Source organism: Pectobacterium carotovorum, assembly GCF_033898505.1.
GTDB classification, from domain to species: Bacteria; Pseudomonadota; Gammaproteobacteria; order Enterobacterales; family Enterobacteriaceae; genus Pectobacterium; species Pectobacterium carotovorum_J.
In genome coordinates, this window is sequence record NZ_JAXAFK010000003.1 from 300,336 (window position 1) to 313,745 (window position 13,410).

The window sequence follows — 13,410 nt, forward strand, 5'->3', positions numbered from 1 at the left end:
GTAAAGGTGCCGGATTGAATTCACGCTAGTCGAACCTGAGCGAACTTACTTCTTCTTCGCTTTCGGGTTCGGCAGGTCAGTGATGCTGCCTTCAAAGATTTCAGCCGCCAGACCAACGGACTCATGCAGCGTTGGGTGCGCATGGATGGTCAGTGCGATATCTTCTGCATCACAGCCCATCTCGATTGCCAGACCGATTTCACCTAACAGTTCACCACCGTTAGTACCGACAATCGCACCACCGATAACACGGTGAGTTTCTTTGTCGAAAATCAGTTTGGTCATACCGTCAGCGCAGTCAGACGCGATAGCACGGCCAGACGCGGCCCATGGGAAGGTCGCGGTTTCGTAGCTGATGCCTTTCTCTTTCGCTTCTTTCTCGGTCAGACCTACCCACGCCACTTCCGGTTCGGTATAGGCGATAGAAGGAATCACTTTCGGATCGAAGTAGTGTTTCTTACCGGAGATGACTTCGGCAGCAACGTGGCCTTCATGCACGCCTTTGTGCGCCAGCATCGGTTGACCGACGATGTCGCCGATAGCGTAGATGTGTGGCACGTTGGTACGCATTTGCTTATCAACGTGGATGAAGCCGCGATCGTCCACTTCCACGCCCGCTTTGCCCGCATCCAGGTTTTTGCCGTTCGGCACACGGCCGATAGCCACCAGAACCGCATCGTAACGCTGTGGTTCGGCAGGCGCCTTTTTACCTTCCATCGTCACATAGATGCCGTCTTCTTTGGCTTCTACTGCCGTCACTTTGGTTTCCAGCATCAGGTTGAACTGCTTGCTGATACGCTTGGTGAAGACTTTGATGATGTCTTTGTCAGCAGCCGGGATAACCTGATCGAACATTTCAACAACGTCGATCTGTGAACCCAGAGCGTGGTAAACGGTACCCATTTCCAGACCGATGATACCGCCGCCCATCACCAGCAGACGTCCTGGGACGCTTTTCAGCTCCAGCGCATCGGTAGAATCCCATACGCGCGGGTCATCATGAGGAATGAAAGGCAGTTGGATTGGACGTGAACCCGCCGCGATAATCGCATTATCGAAGTTGATCGTCGTTTTGCCGTTTTCACCGTCGACTTCCAGCGTGTTAGCACCGGTGAATTTACCCAGACCGTTAACGACTTTAACTTTACGGCCTTTCGCCATGCCAGCCAGACCACCGGTCAGTTGGGTGATGACTTTTTCTTTCCACAGACGGATTTTATCAATGTCGGTTTTAGGTTCACCGAACACGATACCGTGTTCCGCCAGTGCTTTGGCTTCTTCAATGACTTTAGCAACGTGCAGCAGGGCTTTGGAAGGGATACAGCCAACATTCAGACACACCCCACCCAACGTGGAGTAGCGCTCTACCAGTACGGTTTCCAGACCCAAATCCGCCGCGCGGAATGCAGCAGAGTAACCCGCGGGGCCGGCACCAAGTACCACTACCTGAGCTTTAATTTCAGTACTCATCATGACCTCTTAATTGTTTTCCGGCGGGTCTGTGACGTCACACCCGTCATCATTCTGATTGAGGGTGCATTTTTAATAACGCCCTCTTCCACCGGGACGTGTCTTTGCCGCAGTAGTTTACAAAATCGTTAACAATTTTGAAACAACAAGCGACTAACGATTTGTCCTTAATCACTGATTGCTGTAACAAATAACAGCTTATCAGAAAAAAGCCGGCCGTCAGGCCGGCTTTTCGATTACATCACCAGACGGCGGATGTCAGACAACGTGTTGTTAATGATGGTAATGAAGCGCGCACCATCAGCACCGTCAATGACACGGTGGTCGAAGGACAGAGACATCGGCATCATCAGACGCGGAGTGAACTCTTTACCATTCCAGACCGGTTCCATCGCGGACTTGGACACACCCAGGATAGCCACTTCCGGCGCGTTGACGATCGGCGCAAAGTGCGTAGTCCCGATGCCACCCAGGCTGGAGATAGTGAAGCATCCGCCCTGCATTTCGCCTGCAGTCAGTTTGCCATCACGGGCTTTCTTGGAGATCGCCATCAGTTCACGAGACAGTTCGATGATGCCTTTCTTGTTCACGTCTTTGAACACTGGAACCACCAGACCATTCGGGGTATCAACCGCAACACCGATGTTGATGTATTTCTTCAGCGTCAGACGTTGAGCGTCTTCAGACAGTGAACTGTTGAAACGTGGCATTTGCTCAAGGGCAGCAGCAACGGCTTTCATGATGAAGACAACCGGGGTGATCTTCACATCCAGTCTGCGCTTCTCAGCTTCCACGTTCTGCTGTTTGCGGAACGCTTCCAGTTCGGTGATGTCAGTTTTGTCGAAGTGCGTAACGTGCGGAATCATCACCCAGTTACGGCTCAGGTTAGCACCAGAGATTTTCTGGATACGGCCCAGTTCCACTTCTTCCACTTCACCAAACTTGCTGAAGTCGACTTTCGGCCATGGCAGCATACCCGGCAGACCGCCGCCAGCGGCAGCAGCTGGCGCAGACTCAGCACGTTTCACCGCATCTTTCACGTAAGCCTGAACGTCTTCGCGCAGGATACGGCCTTTACGACCAGAACCCTTCACTTTCGCCAGATTCACGCCGAACTCACGTGCCAGACGACGGATAACCGGCGTCGCGTGAACGTAAGCGTCGTTCTCAGCAAATTCGCTCTTGCCTTCCGCTTTCGCAGCCGGTGCAGCAGCTGGTTTTGCCGCCGGAGCCGGTGCAGCCGCTTCTTGCTTGGCAGCCGGAGCTGGGGCCGCCGCAGGTGCAGCGCCTTCCACTTCGAAGACCATGATCAGTGAACCGGTTTTCACTTTATCACCGGTGCTGATTTTGATTTCTTTAACCGTACCCGCGAACGGCGCAGGGACTTCCATTGAAGCCTTATCGCCTTCAACAGTGATCAGTGATTGCTCAGCCGCGATTTTATCGCCAACTTTAACCATCACTTCAGTCACTTCGACTTCGTCACCGCCGATATCCGGTACGTTGACTTCTTTCGCCGCAGAGGCCGCTGGCGCAGCTGCTGCTGGAGCAGCGGCTTGTGCCGGAGCGGCAGCAGGTGCAGCACCTGCCACTTCAAATACCATGATCAGAGAACCGGTAGAGACTTTATCGCCGGTGCTGATTTTGATCTCTTTAACCGTACCTGCGAAAGGTGCTGGCACTTCCATAGAGGCTTTGTCGCCTTCTACGGTGATCAGAGACTGTTCAGCCGCAACGGTGTCGCCCACTTTCACCAGCACTTCAGTCACTTCGACTTCGTCGCCGCCGATATCTGGTACGTTGACGTCTTTCGCAGCCGATGCCGCTGGTGCAGCAGCCGGCGCCGCTTCTTTCTTCTCTTCTGCCTTAGCAGGTGCAGCGTCAGCTGCACCGTCGGCGGAATCGAAAATCATGATCAGTTTGCCAGTTTCAACTTTGTCACCAACAGAGACTTTAATCTCTTTAACGACACCAGCCTGCGGAGAAGGGACTTCCATAGAAGCCTTATCACCTTCAACCGTGATCAGCGACTGTTCAGCTTCAACTTTATCGCCAACCTTCACCAGCACTTCGGTGACTTCAACTTCATCTGCACCGATATCCGGTACGTTGATTTCGATAGCCATGTAATCTTTACCTCTTATGCCAGACGCGGGTTAACTTTATCTGCATCGATGTTGAATTTAGTGATGGCATCAGCAACCACTTTCTTATCGATTTCACCGCGTTTAGCCAGTTCACCCAGAGCCGCAACCACGACGTAAGACGCGTCCACTTCGAAGTGGTGACGCAGGTTCTCACGGCTGTCAGAACGACCGAAACCGTCAGTACCCAGTACGCGGTAATCGCTCGCTGGGATGAAGTTACGGATTTGCTCAGCAAACAGCTTCATGTAGTCAGTAGATGCTACCGCTGGCGCATCGCTCAGTACCTGAGCCACGTAAGGTACGCGTGGCGTTTCGGTCGGATGCAGCATGTTCCAACGCTCACAATCCTGGCCTTCGCGAGCCAGTTCAGTGAAGGAGGTTACGCTGAATACGTCAGAACCGATACCGTAGTCTGTCGCCAGAATCTGAGCCGCTTCACGTACGTGACGCAGGATAGAACCGGAGCCCAGAAGCTGTACTTTACCTTTGCTACCTTCAACCGTTTCCAGCTTGTAGATACCCTTGCGGATACCTTCTTCCGCACCCTGCGGCATCGCAGGCATGTGGTAGTTTTCGTTCAGCGTGGTGATGTAGTAGTAAATGTTTTCCTGCGCTTCACCGTACATGCGGTGCAGACCGTCATGCATGATGACCGCGACTTCATAGGCGAATGCTGGATCGTAGGAGATACAGTTCGGGATAGTCAGAGACTGAATGTGGCTGTGACCATCTTCGTGCTGCAGACCTTCGCCGTTCAGCGTTGTACGACCTGAAGTACCACCGATCAGGAAGCCACGCGCCTGTTGGTCACCCGCTGCCCAGCACAGGTCGCCGATACGTTGGAAACCGAACATGGAGTAGTAGATGTAGAACGGGATCATCGGCAGGTTGTTGGTGCTGTAAGACGTTGCCGCTGCCAGCCAGGATGAACCTGCGCCCAGTTCGTTAATACCTTCCTGCAGAATCTGACCTTTCTGGTCTTCTTTGTAGTAAGCAACCTGCTCACGGTCCTGCGGGGTGTACTGCTGGCCTTTCGGGCTATAAATACCGATCTGGCGGAACAGGCCTTCCATACCGAAGGTACGCGCTTCGTCAGCGATGATTGGAACCAGACGATCTTTGATAGATTGGTTCTTCAACATCACGTTCAGGGCACGAACAAATGCGATAGTGGTAGATATTTCTTTGTTCTGCTCTTCCAGCAGGGTGCTGAAATCTTCCAGCGTTGGCAGGTCCAGCTTCTCGTCAAAGTTCGGCTGACGAGACGGCAGGTAGCCACCCAGCGCCTGACGACGCTCGTGCAGGTATTTGTATTCTTCAGACTCTTTATCGAAAGTGATGTATGGCAGTTTTTCGATATCGGCATCAGACACTGGCACGTTGAAGCGGTCACGGAAGTAACGCACGCCATCCATGTTAACTTTCTTAACCTGGTGAGCGATGTTCTTACCTTCAGCCGCGTCGCCCATACCATAACCTTTAATGGTATGCGCCAGAATAACGGTTGGTTTGCCTTTGGTGTCCTGCGCTTTTTTCAGTGCAGCGTAGACTTTCTTAGGATCGTGACCACCACGGTTCAGTGACCAAATCTGATCGTCGCTCCAGTCTTTAACCAGTTCTGCCGTCTCCGGGTATTTACCGAAGAAGTGCTCACGCACATAGGCACCGTTTTTGGATTTGAAGGTCTGGTAGTCACCGTCAACGGTTTCTTCCATCAGTTGGATCAGTTTACCGCTGGTGTCTTTACGCAGCAGTTCGTCCCAACGGTCGCCCCACATGACTTTGATCACATCCCAGCCAGCGCCGCTGAAGATACCTTCCAGCTCGTTGATGATCTTACCATTACCGGTAACTGGGCCATCAAGACGTTGCAGGTTACAGTTGATGACGAACACCAGATTGTCCAGTTTTTCACGGGTCGCGATAGTGATCGCACCCTTGGATTCTGGTTCGTCCATTTCACCGTCGCCCAGGAAGGCATAAACGGTTTGCTTAGAGGTATCTTTCAGGCCACGGTTTTCCAGATACTTCAGGAATTTAGCCTGGTAGATAGCACCAATCGGGCCCAGACCCATAGAGACGGTCGGGAACTGCCAGAAGTCCGGCATCAGTTTCGGGTGCGGGTAAGAAGACAGACCGTTACCGTGAACTTCCTGACGGAAGTTGTTCATCTGGTCTTCGGTCAGACGGCCTTCAAGGAAGGCACGAGCGTAAACGCCCGGAGAAATGTGGCCCTGGAAGTAGACCAGGTCGCCGCCGTCCTGCGCAGTGCGAGCACGGAAGAAGTGGTTAAAACACACTTCATAGAAAGTGGCGGAAGACTGGAAAGAAGCCATGTGGCCACCCAGATCCAGATCTTTTTTCGAAGCACGCAGTACTGTCATGATCGCGTTCCAGCGGATTGCTGAGCGAATACGACGTTCCAGATCCAGATTACCAGGGTACTCCGGCTCGTCTTCCACTGCGATGGTGTTGATGTATTGACGTGCAGCCGTACCAGCAGCAACGCTGACACCGCCTTTACGTGCTTCACTCAGAACCTGATCAATCAGGAACTGGGCGCGTTCAACACCCTCTTCACGGATGACCGATTCGATCGCCTGCAGCCAGTCGCGGGTTTCGATCGGATCCACGTCATTATTTAAACGATCTGACATGGTTATTCCTTATCTTCTCTAATAAGTTGGTTTGTTGGAGCCTGTCTTCCTGCATTCTGGCTTAGATTTGGCCATAAGCAAAACGCATGAAGACAGGCTCATCGTCGTGATTACCGCATTCAGAGCACCAAAATATAGGTGCTCAGTCCTTGCGTTGCTGGAGCCGACGCAGCGATCTCTCGCGCCGACTATGTTCCCGGTTAAGATCCAGCAATACTTCCTCAATAAACGCCAGATGACGGTGTGATGCTTCGCGCGCCTTCTCCGGCTCACGGGCAACAATCGCCTCAAAAATGCTGGCGCGATGAATGCTCACCTGAGCCAACACTTCACGGCTCAAATAAAGCAATTCAAAATTCTGCCTCACGTTCTGTTCGAGCATCGGCCCCATACAGCGCACCAAATGCAGTAAAACCACATTATGCGTGGCTTCTGTTACAGCAACCTGATACTGCATAACGGCTTCTGACTCGGCGTTCAGATCGCCCGCTTCCCTCGCCTTCTCAATCACGGCATGGCAATCCCGGATACGCTGAAGATCCGATTCTGTGCCACGCAGTGCAGCGTAGTAGGCAGCAATGCCTTCCAGCGCATGACGCGTTTCCAGAAGATCGAACTGTGATTCGGGATGTGTGCTCAGTAATTCTGCCAGCGGATCGCTGACGCTTTGCCATAGATTGGCTTGAACGAAGGTACCACCACCCTGACGGCGCAAAAGGAGACCTTTGGCTTCCAGGCGTTGAATGGCTTCTCTCAGAGAAGGGCGGGAAACATCGAACTGTTTTGCCAGTTCGCGCTCCGGTGGGAGCTTCTCGCCGGGGCGCAAGGTTCCCTCAAGTATCAGAAACTCCAACTGCTGCTCAATCACATCTGACAGTTTGGGCTGACGGATCTTGCTGTATGCCATAGTGAATTCTTCTCTGCGAATGGCGCGGAGTCAATTGGTAATACCAATTTCAAAAACGTGACGCTAAAGTAACAAAGTATTCACCTTCTGTCCATAAGGACCTTGAGCTAAATCACCAATCCCACCAGATTTTAACAAATGCACGAGAAACATGCGGCAAAGTGATAGCCCGCCTGTGGTATTACCATTAATCCCCTCTGTCTATATTTTAACTTTTTTGAAACGTGAAGCAGGCATTGCTGAACCGTTTAAATGCGCAAATAGTGAATTTTAATTCATAAAATGAGAATTTTTACTCACCAAGAAAAAGGAGATTCCCCACCCATCCTCATCATGGTCAACACCGTTTTTACAGCAGGGATAAAGAGATAATAAAAGGGAGTAAACCCAAAGAGGTACCCCCCTCTCACATCCCTCTCCGATCTTCTCCTGCTCAGGGGCTTAATCAAGGAAAGGTAAAAATTTTGATGTAGCGATAGTTTTTAATTATCAGACTATAAGAAATCAGTGCAATCTTGAGCACTTACCACTATTCTCTGGCAAACGGTAGGTGTTTTCTTATTTTAAGAAATACCACTCCGTAAAAATAAAATTACATAAACGTACAGTCACTAATACGCGTGTTCGTTCACACCGTGTTTTTTACTTGCACTGGCAGAGGGTTAAATTTGATGGATAATCAACAAACGGACGGCACGCTAAAGCGTGGTTTGAAAAACCGTCATATTCAGTTGATTGCCTTGGGTGGCGCGGTAGGTACTGGCCTCTTTCTTGGTATTGCGCAAACAATCAAAATGGCTGGGCCATCAGTCCTGCTAGGCTATGCGATTGGCGGGCTGATCGCGTTTCTCATTATGCGCCAGTTGGGCGAGATGGTGGTTGAAGAGCCGGTAGCCGGATCGTTCAGCCACTTTGCTTATAAATACTGGGGCGATTTCGCTGGATTTGCATCAGGATGGAACTACTGGGTGCTGTATGTTCTGGTCGCGATGGCCGAGCTCAGCGCCGTGGGAATTTACGTCCAGTACTGGTGGCCAGACATTCCGACCTGGGTGTCCGCTGCCGTGTTCTTCCTGCTGATTAACGCCATCAATCTGGCAAACGTCAAAGTCTACGGTGAGATGGAGTTCTGGTTTGCCATCATCAAAGTCGCCGCGATTATTGGCATGATCGTCTTCGGCGGCTGGCTGCTGCTCAGCGGCACGGGCGGTCCGGAAGCCACCGTGACTAACCTGTGGGCGCAGGGCGGGTTCTTCCCGAACGGCGTGCTCGGCCTGGTGATGGCGATGGCCGTTATCATGTTCTCATTTGGCGGGCTGGAACTGGTGGGGATTACCGCCGCAGAAGCGGATGACCCAGAGAAAAGCATTCCACGCGCGACCAATCAGGTTATCTACCGCATCCTGATTTTCTACATCGGCTCGCTCGCTATCCTGCTGTCACTTTACCCGTGGGGCAAGGTTGTAGAAGGCGGTAGCCCGTTCGTCATGATCTTCCATGAACTGAACAGCAACGTCGTGGCGACGGTGCTGAACATCGTGGTACTGACCGCAGCGCTGTCCGTTTACAACAGCTGTGTATACTGCAACAGCCGCATGCTGTTCGGTCTGGCAAAACAGGGGAATGGGCCGAAAGTGCTGGAAACCGTCGATGGCCGTGGCGTTCCGGTTGTCGCTATCGGTATCTCCGCGCTGGCGACCGCGCTGTGCGTGCTGATCAACTACCTCATTCCAGGTAAAGCCTTCGAGCTGTTGATGGCGCTGGTCGTGTCCGCGCTTGTGATTAACTGGGCGATGATCAGTCTGGCGCACCTGAAGTTCCGTGCGCAAAAAGACAAAGAAGGTGCGGTGACCAAGTTTAAGGCGCTGTTTTACCCGCTGGGTAACTACCTCTGCCTGCTGTTCCTGGCCGGTATACTGGTCATCATGTTCCTGACGCCGGGCATTCAGATTTCCGTTCTGCTGATTCCAGTCTGGCTGGTGATTCTGGGCGTGGGCTACTTTATCAAAAAGAAAAACCAGGCGAATTAAGTCGTTACAGCGTTCACCCCGTCCTTTTCCATGGCCGACTATGTCGGCCATTTTCATATTTGCAATCTCCATCACACTTTGCCCCTCCCGACCCATTTGTCCATTTTTGCAACCGATTTCATACGCTCTTTTATCCCTATCGAGGGGAATAATCGTGTTTACACGTTAAGCACAGGAGTCGTATTCATGAAGAACAACGCACTGTCCGTTAAAGAAAAGATTGGCTACGGAATGGGAGACGCAGGATGCAACATGATCGGCGGGGCCATCATGCTATTTCTGAGCTATTTCTACACTGATATCTATGGGCTTTCGCCTGCTTTAGTCGGCACTCTGCTACTCTCCATTCGCGTCGTCGATGCCGTCACGGATCCGATTATGGGCGCGATCGCCGATCGCACTCAAAGCCGCTGGGGTCGCTTTCGGCCCTATCTGCTTTGGGTCTGCGTGCCCTATGTTTTGTTCAGCGTACTCATGTTTACCACACCGGACTGGAGCTACAACGGCAAGGTCATCTACGCTTTTGTCACCTATTTCCTGATGTCGCTGACGTACACCGCCATTAACATCCCTTACTGCTCGCTTGGCGGTGTGATCACTGCGGACCCACACGAGCGGGTGTCCTGTCAGTCATACCGCTTCATTATGGTCGGTATCGCCACGCTCATTCTCTCCTCGACACTGCTGCCGATGGCCGAATGGTTCGGCGGTGAAGACAAAGCGCGCGGCTACCAAATGTCGATGGGCGTGATGGCGATCATTGCCCTCTTCATGTTTCTGTTTTGCTTTGCCACCGTTCAGGAGCGGATTAAGCCCGCCATCCCCACCAACGATGCACTGAAAGCAGACTTGCGAGACGTTTGGAAAAACGACCAATGGCCGCGCATTCTGCTGTTAACCCTGTGCAACGTCTGTCCTGGATTTATTCGCATGGCGGCTACAATGTATTACGTCACCTGGGTGATGGGAAAGTCCGCCTCATTCGCCAGCCTGTTTATCAGCCTCGGCGTGGTCGGCATGATGTTCGGCAGTGCATTGGCTAAGCCCCTGACTGACCGTTTCTGCAAGCTGAAAGTGTTTTTCTGGGTCAACATCGCACTGGCGATCTTCTCCAGCGCCTTCTATTTCTTCAACCCTCACCTGACCAGCTTTATTCTGGTGATGTACTTCCTGCTGAATGTCATGCACCAGATTCCTTCCCCGCTCCACTGGTCGCTGATGGCCGATGTAGACGACTACGGCGAGTGGAAAACCGGCAAGCGAATCACTGGGATCAGCTTCTCAGGCAATCTGTTCTTCCTGAAAGTCGGGCTGGCAATCGCTGGGGCGATGGTCGGCTTCCTGCTGTCCTACTATGGTTATGATGCCAACGCCACGCAGCAAAATGCAGCGGCAATGAACGGCATCATTATGTTGTTCACCATCATTCCCGGCGTTGGCTATTTGATCACCGCAGGCGTTGTACGTTTGCTGAAGGTTGATCGCCAGCTCATGCAGCAAATACAAATCGATCTGGAAAAACGCCGTAATAACTATCGGGAACTGAGCAATAGCCACGACAGTCAATCACTCAACGTAAAAAGAGGAGGAAAGAATGATGAACCCACATCAATGGCCTAACCCACTGATTGAACAACGGGCAGACCCTTTCATTCTTCGTCACACGGACGGACAGCACTATTTTATTGCCTCGGTGCCCGAATACGATCGGCTCGAAATTCGCCGTGCCAGTTCGCTGGAGGCATTTCCCCACGCCACTCCAGTGACGATCTGGCACAAGCATGAACATGGCCCTTTAAGCGCGTTAATTTGGGCACCGGAACTGCATGTGATTAATGGCAAATGGTATGTCTATTTCGCCGCCGCGCCGACAGAAGCCATCAAAGACGGTTTATTCCAGCACCGCATGTTTGCGTTGGAATGTGCAGACAGCGACCCGCTAAAAGGCAGCTGGATTGAAAGAGGCCGGATTTATACGCAATTCGATACCTTCTCGCTGGATGCCACCCACTTTGAACATCGGGGGAAACGCTACTACCTGTGGGCGCAAAAGGATCCCGCGATTGCGGGCAACTCGAATTTGTATCTGGCAGAAATGGAAAATCCCTGGACGCTGAAAGGCACGCCCGTCATGTTGAGCAAGCCAGAACTGCCGTGGGAAGTGATAGGTTTTAAAGTCAACGAAGGTCCCGCGGTCATTAAGCACGGCGAGCGTCTCTTTATCACCTATTCCGCCAGCGCCACCGATGAGAATTACTGTATCGGTCTACTGTGGGCGAATGCGGACGACAATCTATTGAACCCAACAAGCTGGCATAAATCTCAGCAGCCGGTCTTTACCACCCATCGGGCAAACCGACAGTTCGGGCCGGGCCATAATAGCTTCACCCAGACAGAAACGGGCGAGGACGTTCTGGTTTACCATGCCCGCAATTACACAGAGATTGAAGGCGATCCGCTGTATGACCCTAATCGCCATACGCGGATTAAAACCTTCACTTGGGATCGTGACGGCATGCCCGTGTTCGGCGAACCGCCCGCAGACAGGCAATAAACGAGAAACAGGTGCGTTGGAAAATCACACCAACGCACCGTATATCGTCAGAATTGCGACCACAACCACCAGCACCAGCGTCACCTTTTTAGCCAGCGTCACGGCAGCTTTAGGTGTCTCTACAGGCTCAATGTGGGGTTCACGCGCGAGAGAAAATTGGGCCAACTGCGTTAACACCCAATACTGCGAACTGCGAAAATCCCCCAACGAGGCGAACCAGGCGGGCAGTGCCTTTTCGCCGTGCCCCAGTAAAGCGTAAGCGGCACCGGCCAAACGCGCCGGAATCCAGTCAAGCCAATGCAGCAAGCTATCAACACCAGATTGCGCGCGCTCCAGCGGAGTATGGTGGCGAGCAAGCCAGGTCTGTCTGGCGCGTAAAAACGCATATCCCATCAGTGCAATCGGCCCGTATGGCCCGGCTGCGATGAACCAGAATAACGGGGCTAAATAAAATCGGAAATTGATCCACAGCAGCGCGTTTTGCAGTTCTTTCAACTGCTCGCTTTCGCCTGTGCCAACGGGCAAACCGTGAATCAACGCCAGTTCTGCCGCCATTTCCCGACTGGCATCCGCCTCACCGCGCTGCGCGGCCTGCAAATAACGCCGATAGTGCTGACGAATTTCACCCGCGCCAATGCACATCAGGCTGATAACAATCCACAACAGAAGAGAAATCAGGCCGAACAGAATGCCGCTGGTGAGCCATAGCAGCCCCGCCACGATACCCATGCTGCACAACGTCAGGAACAGCGTTTGAAATAAAGACGGGGATGAAACGTGCCGGAACACGGCTTCAAGCCGATGATCGATCTGCCAGTGCTCCCCCTGTTTGAACAAGCGCTCCCAGGCCAACGTAAGCAACAGTGTAAACAGCGTCATTAATCTAGGCTCCCTTTGTTCTCTGTCCAGTTTTCTTGTAGCTGACGATGATAGCCGTCCCAGTCAAATGCCGGACCGGGATCGGTTTTGCGGCCCGGAGCGATGTCGCTGTGTCCGGTAATACGCGATAGCGTGATGGGGTAGGCCCGCATTAGTAGGTGTGTAATGGCGACCAAAGAGTGATATTGCTCCATGGTAAAAGGCAGCGTATCCGTCCCTTCCAACTCAATGCCAATAGAGAAATCGTTACAGCGTTCGCGACCTTCAAACACCGACACACCGGCATGCCAGGCGCGCTGATCGAACGACACATACTGTATGATTTGTCCGTCACGGCGAATCAGGCAGTGTGCCGCAACGCGTAAATGGGAAATATCGGCAAAATAGGGATGCGCGGTGGGATCCAACGTCGCTGTAAACAGTTGATCAATATAGGGGCCGCCAAACTCGCCGGGCGGCAAACTGATATTGTGGATCACCAGCAAGGAAGGCACCTCATTATTCGGGCGGCCATCATAATGCGGTGAAGGCGTGTGTGTAATGTCGGATAACCAGCCATTTTCCAAAAGCATCGGCGATAACCTCGCATCGTGTCGTTTGCCGGCTGAATCAGGCGTAAAAATAATTTCAGGAGTAAAAACAATGTCTGATGTAAAAATAATGTCTGATGTAAAAACAATTGTAGCCAAAAGGTCCTTGTATCCAAGATACCATGTTTCGCGCCATCCTATCTATCCAACCGGATATCAATAGGTTTTACCGTTCG

At 52.2% G+C, this 13,410-nt stretch carries 9 protein-coding genes; 3 read left to right on the plus strand and 6 right to left on the minus strand.

Annotation, left to right across the window (positions count from 1 at the left end; translation table 11 throughout):
- Positions 1-45 precede the first annotated feature (45 nt).
- The 4 genes from lpdA to pdhR form a co-directional block, all read right to left on the minus strand.
- Positions 46-1,470 (minus strand): dihydrolipoyl dehydrogenase, encoded by a 1,425-nt coding sequence (gene lpdA, locus R9X49_RS16055; RefSeq protein ID WP_039278363.1) that lies wholly within the window; start codon positions 1,468-1,470, stop codon positions 46-48.
- A 236-nt stretch (positions 1,471-1,706) separates the two neighbouring features.
- Positions 1,707-3,596 (minus strand): pyruvate dehydrogenase complex dihydrolipoyllysine-residue acetyltransferase, encoded by a 1,890-nt coding sequence (gene aceF / locus R9X49_RS16060; protein WP_319849338.1) that lies wholly within the window; start codon positions 3,594-3,596, stop codon positions 1,707-1,709.
- A 14-nt stretch (positions 3,597-3,610) separates the two neighbouring features.
- Complete coding sequence (gene aceE, locus R9X49_RS16065) at positions 3,611-6,274, minus strand: pyruvate dehydrogenase (acetyl-transferring), homodimeric type (RefSeq protein ID WP_319849339.1); 2,664 nt, start codon at positions 6,272-6,274, stop codon at positions 3,611-3,613.
- Between the two features lie 142 nt (positions 6,275-6,416).
- Positions 6,417-7,181 (minus strand): pyruvate dehydrogenase complex transcriptional repressor PdhR, encoded by a 765-nt coding sequence (pdhR, locus tag R9X49_RS16070; RefSeq protein ID WP_015841704.1) that lies wholly within the window; start codon positions 7,179-7,181, stop codon positions 6,417-6,419.
- 671 nt (positions 7,182-7,852) lie between these two features.
- Here pdhR and R9X49_RS16075 point away from each other — a divergent pair.
- From R9X49_RS16075 to R9X49_RS16085, 3 genes are all read left to right on the plus strand, one after another.
- Positions 7,853-9,211: an amino acid permease gene (locus R9X49_RS16075; RefSeq protein WP_319849340.1), complete on the plus strand. Its 1,359-nt coding sequence runs from the start codon at positions 7,853-7,855 to the stop codon at positions 9,209-9,211.
- A gap of 186 nt (positions 9,212-9,397) precedes the next feature.
- Positions 9,398-10,831, plus strand: a complete 1,434-nt coding sequence (locus R9X49_RS16080; protein ID WP_319849341.1) for an MFS transporter — start codon at positions 9,398-9,400, stop codon at positions 10,829-10,831.
- The gene (locus R9X49_RS16085; RefSeq protein ID WP_319849556.1) at positions 10,809-11,765 is read left to right on the plus strand and encodes a family 43 glycosylhydrolase; all 957 of its coding nucleotides are present in this window, start codon (positions 10,809-10,811) and stop codon (positions 11,763-11,765) included. The genes R9X49_RS16080 and R9X49_RS16085 overlap by 23 nt, the downstream gene beginning before the upstream one ends.
- Before the next feature lie 24 nt (positions 11,766-11,789).
- Here the strand turns inward: R9X49_RS16085 and ampE are convergent, their stop codons facing one another.
- The gene (gene ampE / locus R9X49_RS16090; protein ID WP_319849342.1) at positions 11,790-12,644 is read right to left on the minus strand and encodes a beta-lactamase regulator AmpE; all 855 of its coding nucleotides are present in this window, start codon (positions 12,642-12,644) and stop codon (positions 11,790-11,792) included.
- The gene (gene ampD, locus R9X49_RS16095) at positions 12,644-13,216 is read right to left on the minus strand and encodes a 1,6-anhydro-N-acetylmuramyl-L-alanine amidase AmpD (RefSeq protein WP_319849343.1); all 573 of its coding nucleotides are present in this window, start codon (positions 13,214-13,216) and stop codon (positions 12,644-12,646) included. The genes ampE and ampD overlap by 1 nt, the downstream gene beginning before the upstream one ends.
- Positions 13,217-13,410 lie beyond the last annotated feature (194 nt).

Bases quoted from the DNA above. Each gene is read 5' to 3' on its own strand.
- R9X49_RS16075 (WP_319849340.1), top strand. From the start codon at position 7,853: ATGGATAATCAACAAACGGACGGCACGCTAAAGCGTGGTTTGAAAAAC.
- aceF (WP_319849338.1), bottom strand. From the start codon at position 3,596: ATGGCTATCGAAATCAACGTACCGGATATCGGTGCAGATGAAGTTGAA.
- R9X49_RS16085 (WP_319849556.1), top strand. From the start codon at position 10,809: ATGAACCCACATCAATGGCCTAACCCACTGATTGAACAACGGGCAGAC.
- aceE (WP_319849339.1), bottom strand. From the start codon at position 6,274: ATGTCAGATCGTTTAAATAATGACGTGGATCCGATCGAAACCCGCGAC.
- lpdA (WP_039278363.1), bottom strand. From the start codon at position 1,470: ATGAGTACTGAAATTAAAGCTCAGGTAGTGGTACTTGGTGCCGGCCCC.
- ampE (WP_319849342.1), bottom strand. From the start codon at position 12,644: ATGACGCTGTTTACACTGTTGCTTACGTTGGCCTGGGAGCGCTTGTTC.
- pdhR (WP_015841704.1), bottom strand. From the start codon at position 7,181: ATGGCATACAGCAAGATCCGTCAGCCCAAACTGTCAGATGTGATTGAG.
- ampD (WP_319849343.1), bottom strand. From the start codon at position 13,216: ATGCTTTTGGAAAATGGCTGGTTATCCGACATTACACACACGCCTTCA.
- R9X49_RS16080 (WP_319849341.1), top strand. From the start codon at position 9,398: ATGAAGAACAACGCACTGTCCGTTAAAGAAAAGATTGGCTACGGAATG.